Annotated in this window: 17 protein-coding genes; 4 read left to right on the forward strand and 13 right to left on the reverse strand. The window is 71.9% G+C overall.

What is annotated here, in order from left to right:
- The first annotated feature begins 406 nt into the window (after positions 1-406).
- Complete coding sequence (locus tag LWF15_RS37815; RefSeq protein WP_232813668.1) at positions 407-1,957, forward strand: tetratricopeptide repeat protein; 1,551 nt, start codon at positions 407-409, stop codon at positions 1,955-1,957.
- 193 nt (positions 1,958-2,150) lie between these two features.
- On the forward strand, positions 2,151-2,546 hold the full coding sequence (locus LWF15_RS26580; protein WP_232813669.1) for a hypothetical protein: 396 nt from the start codon (positions 2,151-2,153) through the stop codon (positions 2,544-2,546).
- Here LWF15_RS26580 and LWF15_RS26585 read toward each other — a convergent pair.
- The 6 genes from LWF15_RS26585 to LWF15_RS26610 all read right to left on the reverse strand — a co-directional run bounded on the left by LWF15_RS26585 (position 2,523) and on the right by LWF15_RS26610 (position 7,024).
- Complete coding sequence (locus LWF15_RS26585; RefSeq protein ID WP_232813670.1) at positions 2,523-3,233, reverse strand: molybdopterin-dependent oxidoreductase; 711 nt, start codon at positions 3,231-3,233, stop codon at positions 2,523-2,525. The genes LWF15_RS26580 and LWF15_RS26585 overlap by 24 nt on opposite strands.
- A gap of 236 nt (positions 3,234-3,469) precedes the next feature.
- The gene (locus LWF15_RS26590) at positions 3,470-4,582 is read right to left on the reverse strand and encodes an ABC transporter ATP-binding protein (protein ID WP_232813671.1); all 1,113 of its coding nucleotides are present in this window, start codon (positions 4,580-4,582) and stop codon (positions 3,470-3,472) included.
- Positions 4,579-5,409 (reverse strand): ABC transporter permease, encoded by an 831-nt coding sequence (locus LWF15_RS26595; RefSeq protein ID WP_232813672.1) that lies wholly within the window; start codon positions 5,407-5,409, stop codon positions 4,579-4,581. The genes LWF15_RS26590 and LWF15_RS26595 overlap by 4 nt, the downstream gene beginning before the upstream one ends.
- Positions 5,410-5,411: 2 nt before the next feature.
- Positions 5,412-6,194 (reverse strand): molybdate ABC transporter substrate-binding protein, encoded by a 783-nt coding sequence (gene modA / locus LWF15_RS26600; RefSeq protein ID WP_232813673.1) that lies wholly within the window; start codon positions 6,192-6,194, stop codon positions 5,412-5,414.
- Positions 6,195-6,230: 36 nt separating this feature from the next.
- On the reverse strand, positions 6,231-6,641 hold the full coding sequence (locus LWF15_RS37820) for a TOBE domain-containing protein (RefSeq protein ID WP_232813674.1): 411 nt from the start codon (positions 6,639-6,641) through the stop codon (positions 6,231-6,233).
- 77 nt (positions 6,642-6,718) lie between these two features.
- On the reverse strand, positions 6,719-7,024 hold the full coding sequence (locus tag LWF15_RS26610) for a hypothetical protein (protein WP_232813675.1): 306 nt from the start codon (positions 7,022-7,024) through the stop codon (positions 6,719-6,721).
- Between the two features lie 124 nt (positions 7,025-7,148).
- Here LWF15_RS26610 and LWF15_RS26615 point away from each other — a divergent pair, with 124 nt between their 5' ends.
- Complete coding sequence (locus LWF15_RS26615; RefSeq protein WP_232813676.1) at positions 7,149-8,456, forward strand: Bcr/CflA family efflux MFS transporter; 1,308 nt, start codon at positions 7,149-7,151, stop codon at positions 8,454-8,456.
- Here the strand turns inward: LWF15_RS26615 and LWF15_RS26620 are convergent.
- Positions 8,350-8,697 carry a hypothetical protein gene (locus LWF15_RS26620; protein WP_232813677.1) on the reverse strand — a complete coding sequence of 116 codons (348 nt, stop codon included), beginning with the start codon at positions 8,695-8,697 and terminating at the stop codon, positions 8,350-8,352. The two genes, LWF15_RS26615 and LWF15_RS26620, sit on opposite strands and share 107 nt — an antisense overlap.
- A 280-nt stretch (positions 8,698-8,977) precedes the next feature.
- Here LWF15_RS26620 and LWF15_RS26625 point away from each other — a divergent pair, with 280 nt between their 5' ends.
- Positions 8,978-9,664, forward strand: a complete 687-nt coding sequence (locus tag LWF15_RS26625) for an HAD family hydrolase (protein WP_232813678.1) — start codon at positions 8,978-8,980, stop codon at positions 9,662-9,664.
- Here LWF15_RS26625 and LWF15_RS26630 read toward each other — a convergent pair.
- From LWF15_RS26630 to kdpB, 6 genes are all read right to left on the reverse strand, one after another.
- Positions 9,555-10,919: a helix-turn-helix domain-containing protein gene (locus LWF15_RS26630; protein WP_232813679.1), complete on the reverse strand. Its 1,365-nt coding sequence runs from the start codon at positions 10,917-10,919 to the stop codon at positions 9,555-9,557. The two genes, LWF15_RS26625 and LWF15_RS26630, sit on opposite strands and share 110 nt — an antisense overlap.
- 532 nt (positions 10,920-11,451) lie before the next feature.
- On the reverse strand, positions 11,452-12,672 hold the full coding sequence (locus tag LWF15_RS26635) for a geranylgeranyl reductase family protein (RefSeq protein WP_232813680.1): 1,221 nt from the start codon (positions 12,670-12,672) through the stop codon (positions 11,452-11,454).
- A 59-nt stretch (positions 12,673-12,731) separates the two neighbouring features.
- Positions 12,732-13,403, reverse strand: a complete 672-nt coding sequence (locus LWF15_RS26640) for a response regulator (RefSeq protein WP_232813681.1) — start codon at positions 13,401-13,403, stop codon at positions 12,732-12,734.
- Positions 13,400-15,949: a sensor histidine kinase gene (locus LWF15_RS26645; RefSeq protein WP_232813682.1), complete on the reverse strand. Its 2,550-nt coding sequence runs from the start codon at positions 15,947-15,949 to the stop codon at positions 13,400-13,402. Before LWF15_RS26645 ends, LWF15_RS26640 begins: the two co-directional genes overlap by 4 nt.
- Positions 15,950-15,957: 8 nt before the next feature.
- Positions 15,958-16,830 carry a potassium-transporting ATPase subunit C gene (locus tag LWF15_RS26650; RefSeq protein ID WP_232813683.1) on the reverse strand — a complete coding sequence of 291 codons (873 nt, stop codon included), beginning with the start codon at positions 16,828-16,830 and terminating at the stop codon, positions 15,958-15,960.
- Positions 16,831-16,840: 10 nt separating this feature from the next.
- Positions 16,841-18,937: a potassium-transporting ATPase subunit KdpB gene (gene kdpB / locus LWF15_RS26655; protein ID WP_232813684.1), complete on the reverse strand. Its 2,097-nt coding sequence runs from the start codon at positions 18,935-18,937 to the stop codon at positions 16,841-16,843.
- Positions 18,938-18,955 lie beyond the last annotated feature (18 nt).

The raw sequence follows: 18,955 nt of genomic DNA on the forward strand, positions 1-18,955 counted from the left end.
GCCCCGGATCGGTATTTCGGGCAGTCGAATACCGCCCGTATGGAATGCTGGTCGATCGACCGGGACGGCTTGCGCATTTACGTCGTGAATGGTGGGCCGGGACCGAGTTATTGCACGGTGCAGTGTCGGTGTGCGTCGGGTGTGGGTGGAGGTGCGCAGTGGCACTGCACCCACGGTGCACCTGCAAACCAATTCTCCCAGCGGCTGGAGAAAGCGGCTAATTCGTGCCTATGCTGACAATTACTGCACGCGCAGTAGGTGTCGGCGGACCATATTTGCGCGATTGACGGGGGTCATCGTGATGACGGTGGAACGCTGGACAGGGCACGAGGCGTGGGCTTTGCGCCGGGCCCTGAGAATGACAGTGGTGGGATTTGCCGAATACCTAGGTGTCGGCACCCGCACAGTGAGCAAGTGGGAGGCCCGAGGGGCCGACATCGAGCCGATGCCCGAGCTGCAGGCGGTGCTCGACACCGCCCTGGCCCGGGCCGACCGGGCCAGTGCCGAGCGATTCCGGCTGCTGATCCAGGCCGGTACGGCGGCCCGGGCGGCGGCCGGGCGGCGGCGTGGTTCGGCAGAGAAGTCACCCTCCTCGTCCTCGGCGGCAGCGGCGGCCTCGGCACCGGGAATCTCCCCGGTGGTCAGGCCGGCGGCCGGGGCCGGACGTTCGGTCCGGGCCACCCGGGCGGCCGCGGTCTCGGCCGAGCCCGCAGGCCGCGGGCCACGCACCTCGGTGCGTGACCGCACTCTTGCCCCCGGTCGGCTGCGTCCCCGGCGTCGGCCGGACCAGCTGGGGGTGTCCGGGCCGTCCGGTCCGGAGCTGCAGCCGGTGAGCAGTCCCGGTGGGCCCTCGGGCCCACAGGCGAACGGGGCGCCCGACTGGAGCACCGATCCGCTGGTCCAGCTGCGGGTGCCGGAGGTGCCCGAGGGCGGGGCCCCCACGGTCTCCCCGTCGCTGGCCTGCGCTCCTCCTGAGGGGCTGGAGAGCACCTGGGTCACGGCCCGGGCGCACGCTCCCGAACCCCAGGTCGGTCACGTCACGGTGGGCCGCAGCGATGTCGAGGCGGTGCAGGAGACGGTCTCGTTCTTCAGCCGGGTCGACCACCGCCGCGGTGGTGGGCACGCCCGCACCGCCGTGCTGCAGTACCTCACCTCCGACGTGTCCGCCTTCCTGCACGGGCGGTTCGCCGACGACGAGGTACGGCGTCAGATGTTCGCCGCGGCCGCGGAACTGGCCTGCCTGGCCGGGTGGATGTCGTACGACGACGCCGAGCACGCCACCGCGCAGTGGGCCGGATCGATCGCGGTGAAACTGGCAGCGGAGGCCGGCGACGCCCCGCTGACCGGATTCGCCCTGCGGGCGATGTCCCGGCAGGTGCTCGACCTGGGGCAGCCCGACCGTTCCCTCGACCTGGCCGCAGCCGCGGTCAGCGGTGCCCGCTACCAGCGGGCCGTCCCGCGCGAGCGGGCGCTGCTGTCGATGGGGCAGGCCCGGGCCCTGGCGGTGGCCGGAGACCGGCCGGCCGCCATGGTGGCGCTCCGGCAGGCCGAGGCGGAACTGGCCTCGGCCTCGGCCTCGGACGTCGAGCCGGACCGGGTGTTCTTCGTCAGTCAGGCCTCGCTGGCCCATCAGTCCGGGTGCGTGCTGCGCGACCTCGGAGACCTGAGGGGTGCCCAGGAGGCCTTCGAACGGTCGGTGCAGAGCCGGCAGAGATCCCGGTTCCCCCGGGCGCACGCGATCACCCTCGGCGACCTCGGCGACGTGCAGGCCCGGCTGGGCCGTCACGACGACGCGGTGGCCACCTGGTCACAGGCCCTGGATGCGATGTCGGGCGTGCGCTCGGCCCGCACCCGGGCCATCGCCCGGCGCATCCGGGTGATGACGGCCAGCAAGCCGGTCCGGGTCGCCGGTTCCGAGGAACTGGCCGCCCGGGTGGAGCACTACCTGGCCGGCTGACCCGACCGGAGTGGCCCGCGTCCGCATGCCGACACCGCGCGGGCCACCACCGGACGACCTACCCCAGATGTCGGCTGATGCCCCGGTCCCGCGCCGACCGGGGCGTCAGCCGATCCCGGGTCCGGCTGCCCATGGTCCAGTTCCCTGGTTCCCTGGTCGATGAACACTGCCCGGGGCACGGGAGAGGGGGACGGTGCCTGTGGACGTCTTCGCCGGCCGCATCCTCGAGGCCCTGCCCCGTAGCCCGGGCCAGGCCTGGGCCAAGCTCCGGCACGCCGTGGAGGTGCTGGGCCAGGAGCCCCGGATGCTTCTCGCCTGCGTGCTCCTGATCCTGGCCGGTCTGGCCGTGGCCTTCACCCGCAGCCGCGCCCCCTCGGTGTCGGCCGGGCTCGGGCTGGTCCTCTGCAGCGTGATCTGGCTGAGGGTCAGCCAACCCCGCGAAGGCACGGTCCTGGTGCTGCTGGCCCCCACCCGCGGCGTCACCGAGGCCGATCTGCTCGTACCCCTGGTGATCGGCCTGGCCCTAGCGGTGCGGGCCGTACGCCGGTACACGCCCGGAGCCGGCTCAGCCCGCGTATTCCTGCCCTGACGGCCGGTCGTCCGGGCCGCCCCGGCGGCCCGGAGGCGGCGCCTGGGACGGCAGACGGTTGGGATGGGTCTCCTGGTACGACCAGCGCTCCTCGGCCCACACCTGGCCGCGCAGGTGGTAGCCCCGCTCCTCCCAGAACCCGCGGCGCGGCTGCAGCAGGTACTCCCAGCCGCGGAACCACTTGGGGCCCTTCCACGAGTACAGGTGCGGGATCACCAGCCGGACCGGGAAACCGTGCTCGGGGGACAGCGGCGCGCCGTCCTGATGGGTGGCCAGCAGGGCGTTGTCGGCCAGCAGATCGTCCAGCCGTACGTTCGCGCTGTAGCCGTACTGGCCGTAGACGATCACGTTGGTGATGCCCGGCAGCGGGGGATAGGCCTCGACCACGTCGCGGGCGTAGACGCCCTCCCACACGTTGTCGAGCGTGGTGAACTTGCCCGCGCAGTGCATGTCCGCGGTGAGTTCGGCCCGCGGCAGCTTCTCCAGCTCGGCCAGGCTGACCACGAACGACTCGTCGCTCTTGGTGGCCCCGCCGAAGCTCATCTGCCAGGTGTCGCGGTCGCGCACCCGGGGCACCGGCCCGTAGTGGCGCACCGGCCGGTCGGTGCGGCCGGACTGGCCAGGAGGCAGCGGACGATCGTCCGGGTTCTCGCCCGGCGGATGGTCGTGGCCCGGTCCCTCCTGCATCCCGCCCCTCATCCCGCCCGTCAGGCTCTCGTCGTCCGGTCTGGTCCGTACGATCTTCAAGTACCGACCGGCGTCCTCCATGTTCGACGCTGACCGCCCGATCCGCCCAATCCGCAGGTCGGCGGGGGGTCGGACTCTACTGAGGGGTTGCTCAGGACTGTTAACCGAGCCCGCTTACGTGACTGAAGGGATCCGTACCCGCCCGATTGCACCCGGTCATGTCCGCAGGTGGGGGCTCAGGGGGCCGGATAGGCGGTGACCTCACCGGCCTTGGCCGACAGTCGCACGCGCAGACCGGGGGCCAGCCGCAGATCGGCGACCGCAGCGGCGGTGACGTCGACCAGGGCGGCCGGCGACCCCTCGACCGCCACGCGCACCCGGTCGGTGAGCAGTTCGACGCCGCTGACGGTGCCCTCCCAGACATTGCGCGGTGAGCCTTCCGGAAGTTCGCCCAGATGCAGGGAGATCGCGGTGGGGGCCAGGGCCGCCAGCAACCGGTCGCCCTTCTGCAGTCCCGCCGGCACAGCGGCCGCCACCAGTTCCCCTCCGCCGTCCAGATCGATACGCCCCAGCTCGGGATCGGCCAGCCGGCCGGAGTAGAGATTCAGCCCCATCAGCCGAGCCACGTACTCGGTGACCGGCCGGCGGGCGACCTCCGAGGGCGTCCCGGTCTGCACGATCCGGCCCTCCTCGAGAACCAGGATGCGATCGGCCAGGACCAGCGCCTCCAGTGGGTCGTGGGTGACGACGATGCTCGGGCCCGCGAACGCGCTGAGCCGTCGGCGCAGCTCGGCACGGATCTCCAGCCGGGTGCGGGCGTCCAGGGCCGCCAGCGGCTCGTCCAGCAGCATCATCGCCGGTCCGGAGGCCAGGGCCCGGGCCAGCGCCACCCGCTGGGCCTGACCGCCGGAGAGCTGCCCCGGCCGGTGGTCCGCCAGGGCCTCAAGGTCGATCTGGCGCAGCACTTCCCGGGCAGCAGCGCGGGCTGCACCTCGGCGGACTCCCCGCGCGCGCTCGGCGAATGCCACGTTGTCGAGAACGCTGAGATGCGGAAAGAGCCGGTAGTCCTGGAACACCAACCCCACTCGCCGGTCGGTGGCGGGCACGAAGACACCGGAGGACGGCTCGTCCCAGGTAGTTCCGGCCACGCTGACCCTGCCCTCGCGCAGAGCGAGCAGCCCGGCCAGAGTGCGCAGGAGAGTGGTCTTTCCCGCGCCGTTGGGGCCGAGTACGGCGAGTACCTCGCCGGGGGCGACGCGGAACTGCGCGTGCAGGTCGAGGGTGCCGCGGCGTACGGTCACATCGGCGTCGAGTCCGACAATGGACGTTTGTGGGCCTTGGTCGGTCACAGTCGGCTCCCGCTGCCGATCCAGCGGTCTCTGAGCAGGGCCAGCACCGCGACCGAGACCCCCAGCAGGATCAGGCTCAGGGCGACCGCGGCGTCCGGTTCGCTCTGCATGGTCTCGTAGACGTGGACCGGCATGGTCTGGGTCAGGCCGGGGAAGTTGCCCGCGAAGGTGATCGTGGCGCCGAACTCGCCCAGCGCCCGGGCCCAGGTCAGCACGCTCCCGGCGACCAGGCTGGGCCAGATCAGCGGCAGGGTGACCCGGCGGAAGGTGGCGAAGGGCCGGGAGCCGAGGGTGGCGGCGGCCTCCTCCAGGCCGCGGTCGGCGCCGCGCAGCGCACCCTCCACCGTGACCACGAGAAATGGCATGGCCACGAAGGTCTCGGCAATGATCACGGCCCAGACGGTGAAGGGCAGGGAGAAGCCGGTCCAGTCGTAGAGGTACTGGCCGAAGAAGCCGCGGCGGCCGAAGGCCACCAGCAGGGCGACCCCGCCCACCACCGGAGGCAGGACCAGCGGCAGCGTCACGATCGCCCGCAACGCGTTGATGCCCCGGCGCGGGCTGCGGGCCAGCACCCAGGCCAGCGGCACCCCGAAGAACAGGGAGAGCCCGGTCGCGGCGGTGGCGGTGGTCAGGGAGAGACGCAGTGCCTGAAGGGTTTCCGGCCTGGACAGCAGGTGCGGCAGATCTGCCCAGGGGGTTCGCAGCAGCAGTCCGAGCAGGGGAAGCAGCAGGAACAACACCGCGACCGCCGCCGGCAGTGCGATCGGCCACGGGGTGCGGGTGTCCGGGGAGCGCCCGCTCTCCCGGACCCGCGAGGTGACGGTCAAGGTCAGGGCCTGGTGAAGCCGGCGGCCTCGAGCTCGGCCACCCCGGCGTCGGACCGCACGAAGTCGACGAAAGCATCGGCCAGCTCGGCGTTCTTGCTGTCGGTCAGCGGTGCGATCGGGTAGTCGGTGGTGGCGTTGACGTCGGCCGGGATCTCGATGCCCTGCACCTTCGCGCCCGCGGCCCGCACGTCGGTGACGTAGACCAGGCCGGCGTCGGCCTCGCCCAGGGTGACCTTGGACAGGGTGGACTTCACGTCGACCTCGTTGCTGACCGGGGTGACGGTGAGTCCTGCGTTGCTGAACACCTCACGGGCGGCCACCCCGCAGGGCACCTCCTCGGCGCACAGCACCACCTTCACGCCCTTGCCGGCCAGGTCGTCGAGCGCGTCGATCCCGGCCGGGTTGTCGGCCGGGACGGCGATCTGCAGGGTGTTGCCGGCGAAGGTGACCGGGTCGGTGGCGCCGCCTCCGGCCACCACCTGGTCCATGTTCTTGACCGAGGCCGAGGCGAACACGTCGGCGGGCGCGCCGGCGGTGATCTGCTCGGCCAGCCCCGAGCTGGGGCCGAAGCTGAACGTGACCTTGCTGCCGGGGTTCTCGGCCTCGAACGCCTTGCCCAGACTCGTGAACGACTCGGTCAGCGACGCGGCCGCGAACACCGTGATCTCACCCGAGGGGCCGGAATTGGAGCTGTTCGCACTGCCGGGTGAATCGTCCGTGCTTCCGCAGGCGGCCAGGGCCAGCAGGGCAGCGGCAGCGACGGCGAGCGAGGGGAATCTGCGCATGGTCTTCTTCCGTGAATGTTCTGAACGGGCGCGCGGTCACTGCGCGTCCGGCACCTCGACCACCACGTTCGTGGACTTGATCGAGGCCACCGCCAGTACCCCCGGCTCGAGGCCGAGTTCGTCGGCGGCCTCGCGGCTCATCAGTGAGACCACCCGGTAGGGGCCGGCCTGGATCTCGACCTGGGCCATCACCGTGTCGCGGACCACCCGGGTGACCAGCCCGCCGAAGCGATTGCGGGCCGAGGACCGGCTGCGCTCCTCCGGGTCGGCAGTGGGGGCCTCGTGGGCCAGTTGCTCGGCGAAACGGGCCAGCTCGGCGCCCTCGACCGCCCGCCGGCCGGACTCGTCCACCGTGGTGGGCAGGCGGCCGGAGTCGGCCCAGCGACGGATGGTGTCGTCGCTGACGCCGAGCAGCTCGGCGGCCTGGCGGATCCGGAAGAGGGGCACGAGGCGAGCATAGCCGCAGAAGCGGATTGATCAGGGCTGTAGCTCCGCTGATGCGGTTAGTTCAACCGCTAGATTCCTCACAGGCGGGTGCTGGGCACCCGTACCGTGATCACCTGCATCTCGTCGGCCAGCTCGTCGATCCGCTCCCGGGACACCGGCCCGGCCACGATCAGCGCGTGCAGACCGTGCCGCCGGCCCAGTGAGCGCACGGTCTCGAGGGTCTCCTCCTCGCCGCGCAGACTGTCGTCCAGGTCGAAGGTGTCCAGCAGTGCGTACCCCTCGGCGCCGGCACACAGGGCGATCTCGATCCGGGCCCGGCGCCGTCGTGGGTCAGGGGATCCCGGCGGAACCCGGAACAGCCCGACGGCGGGGGGATGCGGCATGGGTCAAGAATCCGGGGTGGACATCGGCGGCAGCGATGTTCCACCGGTGAACCCCTGATGCATCCTGGCCGGGCGTCCCTCGCACAGCGTGGGGTGTGCCTGACCGTGAGGTAGCTTCGGGACGGTGCCGTCTTTGCGTACCGCCGCCGCGCCCGTCACTGCGGCCCTGGTGGTGGTCACCGGGGTCGGCCCGATCGCGACCGACTCCTACGTCGCGGCCCTGCCCGCCGTGCAGGTCTCGCTGGGCACCTCGGCGGCGGTCGCCCAGCTCACCCTGACGGCGTTCATCGTGGGCATGGCCGCCGGTCAGATCCTGCTCGGCCCGGTGAGCGACGGGCGGGGCCGACGCGGCCTGCTGCTGGGTGGCGCAGTCGTCTTCACGCTCACCTCGCTGCTGTGCGCCCTCGCGCCCTCCGGGCCGGTCCTGGTGGCCGTGCGACTGGTTCAGGGGCTGGCGGCGGGGGCGGGCATCGCGATCGGCCGGGCTGTGGTCGGCGACGCCTATCCGCCGGCCGAGGCAGCCCGCCGCTACGGCACCCTGGCCGCCATCGTCTTCCTTGGCCCGGTGATCGCTCCGGCGGCCGGGGGCGCGGTGCTGGCGGTGGGGGACTGGCGCACCATCTTCTTCGTGCTCACCGGCTTCGGCGGGCTGATGGTGCTGGCCGTGCTGTTCGGCATTCCGGAGACCCTGCCCGAGACCGAGCGACACGGTGGCGGTCTCGGTGCGACCCTGCACCGGATGGCCGACCTCGGCAGCGACTGGTCGTTCATGCGGCACGTGGTCCTGCAGAGCGTGGTGGTCTGCGGGTTCTTCACCTACATCGGTGGCTCGTCGTTCGTGCTGCAGGAGGTCTACGGCATCTCCGAGAGCACCTACGCCACGATTTTCGCGGTCAACGCCGGGGCGATGGCCGCGGCCACGATCGGATTCCGCCAGTTGGTCGGCCGGGTCGGCCCGGAGCGGCTGCGGGCGGCCGGGATGGGCGTGTCCACGGTGGCCGCGGTGGGCGTGCTCGGCGGGGCCCTGTTCGAGCGGGTGAACGGGGAGCCGCCGCCGCTCGCGATGACCTGGGTGCTGCTGACCGTGCTGGTCGGTGGCATGGGGCTGACCATCCCCTCGGCCACCGCGCTGGCGCAGGAGGCGGGACGGCGCTCGCGGGGCACGGCGGCCGCCCTGGCCGGTGGGCTGGCCTTCCTGTGCGGGGCCGCGGTGACCCCGCTGACCGGGCTGCTCGGCTACGGCACCCTGCTGCCGATGGCCGCGCTGATGAGCGGCTTCTTCGTGGCCTCGGTGCTGATGCTGCTGCTGGTCGGCCGGGCCGGTGTCAGTGGCGGCGCGGACCCCGGCGCGGGGTCGAGTGCTCGACCCAGTCGACCCAGCGGTCGGAGCGGTGCAGCCCACCCCGCGACCGGCGCCGCGGAGAGATCCTGACCCGCAGGATGGCCGGCGACTGCTCGCTGGGCGTGACCGAGACGATGTCGGGCAGGGCCCGGATCATCCGGCTGGCCGTACCGTCCTGCCACTGGCCGGCCTGCGAGTGCAGGTAGACCACCAGGACGTCCGGTTCGATCATGTCCTCGCTGACATCGAGCAGCACGAGCCCCCGTTCGCGCAACTCCCGGTTCAGCAGATCGGCCCGCATCTCCATCTCGGCACCCATGGCCGCACTCATCCCCTCATGGGGAGCCCGGCTCCCCAAACGCCTGGGAGGGCGAGACCAACGGTGGGTGATGGTCCCCAACCGCTGGCCTCGCCGATCTAGGGTGGCCAACCCCCGTTTGCTTGGCCACACCACCAGGGTCATACGGATGAGGACGGGAGTCATCCGTTCGATGAGGACAGGACGAATGTCCTCATTGCACCTTTGTCGACGGGCGATGCTGTCTCACCTGATCGGAGAATCAGCACCAGATGGTGCTACGAGGGTGAAGCCGCAGGGAGGCGCGAGAAACATGATCCGTTCGGTCGTGTTCGACGTTGGCGAGACGCTTCTGGACGACACGTCGGAGTGGGGCCGGTGGGCGGACTGGATCGGGGTGCCCCGGCACACCTTCTCCGCCGTGATGGGCGCCGTGGTGGTGGGCGGGCGCGACAACGGCGAGACCTTCCAGTACTTCCGCCCGGGCTTCGACATCCCGGCGGAACGGCAGCGCCGGGAGGACGCCGGGTGCGGCGAGCAGATCAGCGAGAGCGACCTCTACCCGGACGTGCGCCCGGCCCTGGCGGCCCTGCGGGCAGCCGGCTACTGGGTCGGGGTCTCGGGCAACCAGTCGGCCCGGTGCGGTGACCTGCTGCGCGAGCTCGACCTGCCGGCGGACGGGGTGATGGTCTCCGGCGACCTCGGCCTGATCAAGCCCTCCCCGGCCTACTTCGACTGGATGGCCGGGTGGGCGCCCGGTGAGCGCGACGAGATCCTCTACGTGGGCGACCACCGGGACTTCGACGTCATCCCGGCCCGGGCCCAGGGCTTCCACGCCGCCCTGGTGCGGCGCGGCCCCTGGGGCCACCTGTGGGCCGACGACGCCGAGGTCAGGCGGACGGCCGACTGGGTGGTCGGCTCGCTACGGGAGCTGCCGGCCCTGCTGGGACCCCGGCAGCCGGGGCTCGCATCCCCGCCGGAGCGAGCACCTCACGTGTGAAGCCCTCCACCGCCGCCGCCCTCACCGAACTGGTCCCGGCCAGGGCGGTGAGGGTGCTGTGCACGTCCGGGTCGACGCGGACGTTCTGCGGGGCGATCCGCTGGGCCGAGCGGAGCGTCTCCAGCACGTCGTCGTGGTGGCCGATCGCGAACTGGGCCCGGGCCAGGTCGACGTAGAAGTGCGACCGGCGCTCGGCCGGCAGGGTGGCCGGGGGAGCCCAGTTGTGGGCGGTGGCCAGGGCGATCTGCGGGGCGTCGAGCTCCACCGCGGTGGAGACCTCGTGGATCCGCACCGACTCGGGGCCGAACGCGGTACCGGCCCAGATGCCCTCGTGCACCTGGGCCGCCGTGGTCTTCGCCTCGTCCAGGTGGTCCCAGGCCTGCTGGGTGAGCCCGGCCCGGGCGGCGGCGATGGCGGCCCGCATGTGCAGCGCGCCGTACTGCGCCAGCATCTCGGCCGGGCGCCCGTGCGGCCGGTCCTTCACCGCGTCGGCCGCCCGCTCCAGCATCACCCGCCCGGCCCGCGGCTCGCGGCCCAGGAAGAACGACTCGGCCCGCACGTAGGAGGTGGCGGCCACGCTGAACGGCTCGCCGGTCTGCGCGGCGGCCCAGCCCATGATGTGGATGAGCCGGCCGGACAGGTCGTGCAGGCCGAGCTTGGCGGCCACCGCGTCGGCGGCCCGCCAGGCCTGCACCAGCATCTGGGCCAGTTCCTGCCGGTTCGCCTCGGTGTGCTGGGCCATCAGGGCCCGGGTGAGCTCCGGGATCAGGCCGGGCAGAGTCGACAGCAGTTGCCGGTACTGAGAATTCAGCCGCTCGCCGACGAGTTCGTCGGTGGCCCGGCGCAGTTCGTCGATGCTGCGCACCGGGCCGTCGTCGGGCAGGTCGTACAGATCGGCCAGCCGGTGCAGTGCGCTGATCCCCGGGCCGTCGGCGGTGACCAGGCCCAGCCCGTAATCCAGCCTGCGCGGCCGGGTTTCGATGCGGCGTTCGGCCAGGTCGAACTCCAGGGCGGCGGAGGCCAGCCGGACGAGTTCGCCCTCGGCGCCGAGCACCTCGTCGAGACGGCGGGCGACGTCGGGCTGCGGGCGGCGCTCGGCCCGCTCCATCTTGGCGATCAGTGTGCCGCTGACGTGCACCAGCCGGCCGAGCTGGGACTGGGCCAGGCCCGCCTGGGTGCGGTAGGTGCGCAGGCAGGCACCGAACCGGGCGAGCCGGGAGGCGTCGGGGTCGAGGTCGCGCAACGGCTGTGGCATGGCTGGCCTCCCATCAAAGGTCCAGTCGCACCGTGCCCGCCCGAGCGGCGTGCGCACGCTGCTGTCATCACAATATGCAACCCTGTACAAAAGGGTAAGCCCGAATTCGGCCCTTTTGCTCGAGGTGGCGCCGCCGAGGCGCGCTCCGTCTGACCACCTGTCCAGGGAATTCCTACCGGGTTCCTGGTGAGTAGTCCGGCAAAGCCTTGATGAGCAGGCGTGTCGTGCCTATGACGAGTGCCGCCGGTTGGTGGGCGGGGCCGCGGTGGGGCTCTTGGCGGCTGTCCGTCACCGCGGTCCCGCCGGCTCGTGGGCGCCCGGCGGATGGGCTGCCGGTCGGAGATGCTGCCAGCGGCAGTGGGTTACGCGACATCGTTGGCAGGCCGCACAAGGGGACAGCAGTAGTGTCCTCTTGAGCGCACTGACGAGAACTGGCCTGTTTCAGGCCCGGCCAGAGCGGTTCAGCGGCGTTCAGAACGGTTTCAGGTGCGTTTCAGCATGATTCAAGCCGGTCAGCTGCCTCGAATCGGCTTCAGGCGGGGTTCGAGGCCGGGTTCGCCACCGGCTGGCCGCTCAGGCCGCGCAGCAGCCAGCGGGCCGGGGCGAAACGCAGCACCCGCGCCACGTCGGTCTGCCCGCGGCCCAGGCGCTGGAACTCGCGCCAGCCCAGCGGGGTGCGGGTGAGCAGGGCGTGCATGGCCGCGGGATGACGCTCGAAAGCCTGCAGAAACGCCCGTCCCGCAGCCATCTCGGGCCCCAGTTCCTGGGTGATGCGCATCGTGTAGTCGCGCACCACCCGGCTGAGATCGCCCATGCTGGGCGGCATTCCGTTGGGCCCGGCGGCCTTGGCCGCGCACTCCCCGGCGATCCGGCCCGAGCGCAGGGCGTAGGAGATGCCCTCCCGGGTCCACGGTTCCAGCAGGCCGGCGGCGTCGCCGGCGACCAGCACCCGGCCCTGGCCGAGCGGGGAGTCGGTGGTGCGGCAGCGGGTCAGGTGGCCGGAGTCGTGCACCACCTCGGCGTCGGCCAGGCCCTGCTGCTCCACGAAAGTCTTCAGATAGGAACGTGCTTCGTCGGCCGTGCCGCGCCGGGCGATGACCCCGACGGTGATCGTGTCGCCCTTGGGGAACACCCAGCCGTAGGAACCGGGGATCGGGCCCCAGTCCATGTGCACCCGCCCGGCCCAGGCCTGCCGGTGGTGCTCGGCCGCCTTCAGCTCGTACTCCAGCCCGAGGTCGACCTGCCCCAGCGACACGCCGACGTGTCGGGCGATGCGGCTGGCACTGCCGTCGGCGCCGACCACGTAGCGCGCCCGGATCGGGCCGTCCGAGCTGGACAGCAGCGCGCCGTACGCGTCCTCGGTGACGGCCGTGACGGTGACCCCGGAACGCACCTGAACGCCCAACGAGACTGCGTGCTCCAGCAGGGCGGCGTCGAACTCGCTGCGGTCGACCAGGCTGAGCACCCGCCGCCGGGCCGAGCGCCGGGCCGGCTGCTGACCGCGGTGGGTGAAGGAGGCGTGCACGATCTCCTGCCGCACCGGTACGTCCACCTCGGCGAGCTGGGCCAGGCTGACCCCGATCAGCCCGCCGCCGCAGGTCTTGTAGCGGGGGAAGCGGGCGCGGTCGACGATCAGCGTGCGCGCCCCCAGCCGGGCGGCCGCCGCGGCCGCGCTGCTGCCGGCCGGGCCCGCGCCCACCACCACTACGTCGTACCCGTTCCGGCCGTCCTGCTCGATCCCGCTGGCGTGCATTGGCGCATGCTAACCAGGTCGGCTGAACGCCCGATGGTCAGGAAGACCTAAGTCGCAGTTCAGGGCTGGAAGCGGTAGCCCATGCCGGGCTCGGTGAGCAGGTGCGCGGGCCGGGTCGGGTCGGTCTCCAGCTTGCGGCGCAGCTGGGCCATGTACTGGCGCACGTTCTGGGTCTCGGCCCGGTAGGTCGGGCCCCAGACCTTCTCCAGCAGGTAGCGCTGGCTGAGCAGCTTGCCGGGCTCGGCCACCACCGCGGCCAGCAGCTGCCACTCGGTCCGGGTCAGGTGCACCTCGTCCGGCTCGATCCGGTGGTTCACCAGGTCGATCCGGAACCGGCCGATCCGCACGTCGGGCGCCGGGGCCTCGCCCGCACCCTGCCGGCGGGCCACCACCCGGATCCGGGCCAGCAGCTCGTCCACGCTGAACGGCTTGGTCACGTAGTCGTCCGCCCCGGCGTCCAGGGCGTCGACCTTGTCGTGGCTGTCGGCCCGGCCGGACAGCACGATCACCGGCACCTGGGTCCAGCCGCGCAGCCGCCGGATCACCTCCACGCCGTCCAGGTCGGGCAGACCCAGGTCGAGCACCACGATGTCGGGGTGGTCCTGCCGGGCGGCGTCCAGGGCGGCCTGCCCGGTGCCGGCCGTCACCACCTCGTACTGACGGGCCAGCAGGTTGATCCGCAGGACCCGGATCATCTGCGGCTCGTCGTCCACCACCAGGATCCGGGTCACGCGGGCTCAACCTCCTGGGACGACTGCTCGGACTGGACCAGACTCATGATCATCGTCAGTCCGCCGCCGGGGGTGGTGTCCGGGGTCAGGCTGCCGCCCATCGCCTCGGTCAGCCCGCGGGACAGGGCCAGGCCGAGCCCGACCCCGGTGCCGTTGTCCCGGTCGCCGAGCCGCTGGAAGGGCAGGAACACGTCGTCCCACAGCTCGGCCGGGATGCCCGGGCCGCGGTCGATCACCCGGGTCTCCACCGCTCCGGCGTGGGCACTGACCACGATCATCGGGGGGTGGTCGGCCGGGCTGTACCGCAGGGCGTTGCGCAGCAGGTTGACCAGCACCCGCTCGATCAGCACGGGGTCGCCGTCCACCTCCAGGAACTCCTCCGGCAGGTGCACCTGCACCGCCCGGCCCTCCGGACCGAGGTCGTCCAGCGCCATCGCCACGGTCTCGGCGATGCTGGTCGGCTGCGGGGTCATCGCCAGCGCCCCGGCCTGCAGCCGGCTCATGTCCAGCAGGTTGTCCACCAGCCGGGTCAGCCGGTCCAGCGACTCCTCGACACTGGCCAGCAGTTCCTGGCGGTCGTCCGGGCTGAACTCCACGCCCGGGGCGCGCAGGCTGCCGACCGCGGCCTTCGCCGCGGCCAGTGGGGTGCGCAGGTCGTGGCTGACCGCGGACAGCAGAGCCGTGCGCATCCGGTCCACCTCGGCCAGCGGGCCTGCGGCGGCGGCCTGCTCGCGCAGTTCCTGGTGGCGCAGCGCCACCACGGCCTGGGCCGCGAAGGCCTGCACCACCCGGCGGTCGGCGGCGGCCAGCGGGTGCCCGCACAGCACCAGGGAGATCTCCTCGTCGATGAGTACCTCGGCGTCGCCCTCGCCGGGCGCCGCCAGCGGCCGTCCGACCGAGGCCACCACCTGCCACGCACCCGGGTCGTGCTGCAGGTCAGGGCTGGGGGCCGAGTCGGGCCGGCGGCGCAGCAGCGTCGCCCCGGAGAACTGGAAGGTCTCGCGCAGCTGGCCGAGCAGGGCGGGCAGCGGTTCCGCTCCCCGCAACACGTTACCGGCCAGGGTGGACAGCGTCTCGGCCTCGGCCCGGGCGCTGGCCGCCTCCCGGGTGCGCCGGGCCGCCCGGTCGACTGTGGCGCTCACCGCGATCGCCACCACCAGGAAGACGGCCAGGGCGAGCACGTTCTCGCCGGAGGCGATGGTGACCCGGTACAGCGGCGCAGCGAAGAAGAAGTTGAGCAGGAAGGTGCCCAGGAGGACCGCGACCAGGGCCGGCCAGAGCCCGCCGACCAGGGCCACCACGACCACCGCGGCCAGATAGAGCAGCACGTCGCTGTCCAGCGAGACCTGGTCCCGCAGCTGGGTCAGCACCCAGGTCAGCCCGGCGATACCGACGGTGGCCAGGAACAGCCCGGCCTGTCGGCGACCGCGGCTGAGCGCGCTCTCGGGCCGCGGCGCCTGCCGCCCCCGGTGCACCTCGGCGTGGGTGACCAGGTGCACGTCGATCGCCCCGGCGCCGTTGGCGGTGGTCACCCCGACGCCGGTGGAGAAGAGCGACTGCAGCCAGCCACGCCGGGACACGCCCAGCACGAGTTCGGTGGCGTTCACCCCGCGGGCGAAGTCGAGCAGGGCCCGGGGGATGTCGTTGCCCACCACCTGGTGGTAGGTGCCGCCGAGGTCCTCCACCAAGGTGCGCTGGGCCACCAGATGGGCATGGCTGCCGCCGCTCAGCCCGTCGTTGCGGGCCACGTGCACGGCCAGCAGGTTGGCCCCCCGGGACCGGCTGGCCAGACGGGCCGCCCGGCGGATCAGCGTGTCGCCCTCCGGCCCGCCGGTCAGCGCCACCACCACCCGGGCCCGGGCGTCCCAGGTGTCACCGATGTCGTGGGTCTCGCGGTAGTGGACCAGTTCGGTGTCGACCTTGTCGGCCAGCCAGAGCAGGGCCAGCTCACGCAGCGCGGTCAGGTTGCCGACCCGGAAGTAGTTGCCCAGGGCGGCGTCGATCTTCTCCGGCCGGTAGATGTTGCCGTGCGCCATCCGCCGCCGGATCGCCTCCGGCGCCATGTCGACCAGTTCGATCGCGTCGGCCCGGCGGACCACCTCGTCCGGCACCGTCTCCCGTTGCGGCACCCCGGTGATCTGCCGGACCACGTCGTTGACCGACTCCAGGTGCTGCACGTTCACCGTGGTCAGCACCGTCATCCCGGCGTCCAGCAGTTCCTCGATGTCCTGCCAGCGCTTGGCGTTGCGCGAACCCGGCACGTTGGTGTGGGCCAGTTCGTCGACCAGCACCACCTCCGCGCCCCGGGCGATCACCGCGTCCACGTCCATCTCGGTGAACGTGGTGTCGCGGTAGCTGACGGTGCGCCGCGGGAGCACCTCGAGGTCGGCGATCATCGCCTCGGTCTGCGCCCGCCCGTGGGTCTCGACGTAGCCGACCACGACATCGGTGCCGCGCTCGCGGCGCCGATGTCCCTCCTCGAGCATCTTGTAGGTCTTGCCCACCCCGGGGGCGGCCCCCAGGTGCACCCGCAGCTGCCCCGCCATGCCTACGCCTACGCCTTGCTGTCGAGAGCGTCGAGGGCCAGGTTGAGCTCCAGCACGTTCACGCCCGGCTCACCCATGAACCCCAGCCCCCGGCCCGCGGTGTACTCCTTCACCAGTTTCTGCACCTCGCCAGTGTCCACGCCGCGCTCCCGCGCCACGCGCGCGACCTGCAGGCCGGCGTAGTCCACGCTGATCTGCGGGTCCAGGCCGCTGGCGCTGGCGGTGACCGCGTCGGCCGGCACGGCCGGGGTGTCGGGCGCGTCGCCGCGCACCGGGGTGGTCACGTAGCCGGTGTACTCGGTGTCCGGCTTCGCGCACTCCACCTCGACGCCCTGGTACCGGGCCAGGAACGGGGTGGTGCAGGCCTCGTTCAGGCTCACCACGCGGGTGACCGGGCCGGTCGCCCCGTCGGCGTGCCACACCCCCAGCACGGCGCCCACCCCGGAAGGGGTGCAGTAGGGGCGGGAACCGTCCACGCCCTCCAGTTCGCCGACCGCCAGGCTGCGCGAGCAGATCTGGGTGAGCAGGCTCTGCGAGGCGTTCTCCTCGTCGGCACTCAGGGTGTCGACGACGTCTTCCGGCCCGAGGTTGGAGGCGCTGGTGGAGAGGGGGTCGTAGCCGTCCCCGGCCGCCGACGGCCGGGACTGGAAGTACTGCGGCAGGGCCGACCCCTCGGAGTCCACGAAAGCCTGACCCACGAGGGCGGAACCAACAGGCCCACCCTCGTCCTCAAGCAGTGAACCGTTCGCCTTGCCCTTCAGGCCGGGCACCTGGGCCACGGCGGTGATCAGCAGCGGGTAGGCCAGGCCGAGCAGCACGGTCAGGACCAGCAGGACGCGTACCGCGGCCAGGTGCTGGCCGATCCACGATGGAAGTCGCATTTCCGTTTCCTCAGGAGATTCCGGGGATCGCCGAGATCAGCAGATCGATGATCTTGATCCCGACGAAGGGGGTGACGATGCCGCCGAGGCCGTAGACCAGCAGGTTGCGGCGCAGCAGGCCGGCGGCGTCGGAGGGCCGGTACCGGACCCCGCGCAGGGCCAGCGGGATCAGCCCGACGATGACCACCGCGTTGAAGATCACCGCGGACAGGATCGCCGAGGTGGGGCTGTCCAGCCGCATGATGTTCAGGGTGTCCAGGCCGGGGTACACCGCGGCGAAGATGGCCGGGATGATCGCGAAGTACTTGGCGATGTCGTTGGCGATCGAGAACGTGGTCAGGGCGCCCCGGGTGATCAGCAACTGCTTGCCGATCTCGACGATCTCGATGAGTTTCGTCGGGTCGGAGTCCAGATCGACCATGTTCCCGGCCTCTTTCGCGGCCGAGGTGCCGGTGTTCATCGCCACGCCGACGTCGGCCTGGGCCAGGGCCGGTGCGTCGTTGGTGCCGTCGCCGGTCATCGCGACCAGCTTGCCGCCCTCCTGCTCCTTACGGATCAGGGCGAGCTTGTCCTCCGGGGTGGCCTCGGCCAGGAAGTCGTCGACCCCGGCCTCCTTCGCGATCGCCTCGGCGGTGCGCGGGTTGTCGCCGGTGATCATCACCGTGCGGATCCCCATCCGGCGCATCTCGTCGAAACGCTCGCGCATGCCCGGCTTCACCACGTCCTTGAGGTGGATCACCCCGAGGATCCGGGTGCTTTCGGCGACCACGAGCGGCGTTCCCCCGGAGGTGGAGACCTCCTCGACGATCCCCGCGAGGTCGGCCGGCACCCGTCCACCATTGGTCCGGACCCACTCGGTGACCTGGGCGGTCGCCCCCTTGCGCAACTGCCGCTCACCGATGTCCACGCCGGACATCCGGGTCTGGGCGGTGAACTCGATCCAGGTGGCGTCGTGCACGTCCCGCTCCCGCAGCCCGTGGGCCTGCTTGGCGTGCACCACGATCGAGCGGCCCTCGGGGGTCTCGTCGGCCAGGCTGGAGAGCTGGGCGGCATCCGCCAGTTCGGCCACACCCACGCCGTGCACCGGCACGAACTCGCTCGCCTGGCGGTTTCCCAGGGTGATCGTGCCGGTCTTGTCCAGCAGCAGGGTGTTCACGTCCCCCGCGGCCTCCACCGCGCGGCCGGACATGGCCAGCACGTTGCGCTGCACCAGGCGGTCCATGCCGGCGATGCCGATCGCCGAGAGCAGGGCGCCGATCGTGGTCGGGATCAGGCAGACCAGCAGGCTCACCAGCACGATGCCGGTCACCCCGCCGGAGTCGATCACCACCCCGTCGATGCCGAAACCCTGCTCCCCGACGGCGAAGACGGCCATCGGCTGGAGCGTGGCCACCGCCATCAGGAAGATCACGGTGAGCGAGGCGAGCAGGATGTTGAGCGCGATCTCGTTCGGCGTCTTCTGCCGGTTCGCGCCCTCGACCAGGCTGATCATCCGGTCGACGAAGCTCTCGCCGGGCCGCTGGGTGATCCGCACGACGATCCGGTCCGAAAGCACCCGGGTGCCACCGGTGACCGCCGAGCGGTCGCCGCCGGACTCGCGGATCACCGGCGCCGACTCACCGGTGATGGCCGACTCGTCCACGCTGGCGATGCCCTCGACCACCTCGCCGTCACCGGGGATCACCTCGCCGGCGTCGACCACGACGACGTCGCCCAGCCTGAGTTCGGTCGCTGCGACGACGGTCTCGGTGTCACCGGTGAGGCGCCGGGCGGTGGTGTCCTGCTTGGCCCGGCGCAGGGTGTCGGCCTGGGCCTTGCCGCGGCCCTCGGCCACCGCCTCGGCCAGGTTGGCGAAGATCACGGTGAGCCAGAGCCAGCCGGTGATCACCCAGGCGAAGACCGACGGGTCGGCGACGGCCAGGACGGTGGTGAAGGCCGAGCCGATCTCGACGATCAGCATGACCGGGTTGCGCCACAGGGTGCGCGGGTCGAGCTTGCGCAGCGCGTCCGGCACCGAGGCCGCCAGCTGGGCCGGATCGAGAAGGTTTTTGGACGTCCGTGAGCGGGCCGGTTGCGCCGGCGGGCGTTCGGTGGTGGTGGCAGTCATCTCTTCAGTCCCTCAGGG

It is taken from the genome of Kineosporia rhizophila (genome assembly GCF_021277265.1).
In the GTDB taxonomy this organism is placed as follows: Bacteria; Actinomycetota; Actinomycetes; order Actinomycetales; family Kineosporiaceae; genus Kineosporia; species Kineosporia rhizophila.

Excerpts from the sequence above, each read along its gene's own strand:
- LWF15_RS26635 (WP_232813680.1), bottom strand. The coding sequence starts at position 12,672 with ATGCACGCCAGCGGGATCGAGCAGGACGGCCGGAACGGGTACGACGTA.
- LWF15_RS26625 (WP_232813678.1), top strand. The coding sequence starts at position 8,978 with ATGATCCGTTCGGTCGTGTTCGACGTTGGCGAGACGCTTCTGGACGAC.
- modA (WP_232813673.1), bottom strand. The coding sequence starts at position 6,194 with ATGCGCAGATTCCCCTCGCTCGCCGTCGCTGCCGCTGCCCTGCTGGCC.
- LWF15_RS26585 (WP_232813670.1), bottom strand. The coding sequence starts at position 3,233 with ATGCAGGAGGGACCGGGCCACGACCATCCGCCGGGCGAGAACCCGGAC.
- LWF15_RS26620 (WP_232813677.1), bottom strand. The coding sequence starts at position 8,697 with ATGAGTGCGGCCATGGGTGCCGAGATGGAGATGCGGGCCGATCTGCTG.
- LWF15_RS26645 (WP_232813682.1), bottom strand. The coding sequence starts at position 15,949 with ATGGCGGGGCAGCTGCGGGTGCACCTGGGGGCCGCCCCCGGGGTGGGC.
- kdpB (WP_232813684.1), bottom strand. The coding sequence starts at position 18,937 with ATGACTGCCACCACCACCGAACGCCCGCCGGCGCAACCGGCCCGCTCA.
- LWF15_RS26650 (WP_232813683.1), bottom strand. The coding sequence starts at position 16,830 with ATGCGACTTCCATCGTGGATCGGCCAGCACCTGGCCGCGGTACGCGTC.
- LWF15_RS26630 (WP_232813679.1), bottom strand. The coding sequence starts at position 10,919 with ATGCCACAGCCGTTGCGCGACCTCGACCCCGACGCCTCCCGGCTCGCC.
- LWF15_RS26610 (WP_232813675.1), bottom strand. The coding sequence starts at position 7,024 with ATGCCGCATCCCCCCGCCGTCGGGCTGTTCCGGGTTCCGCCGGGATCC.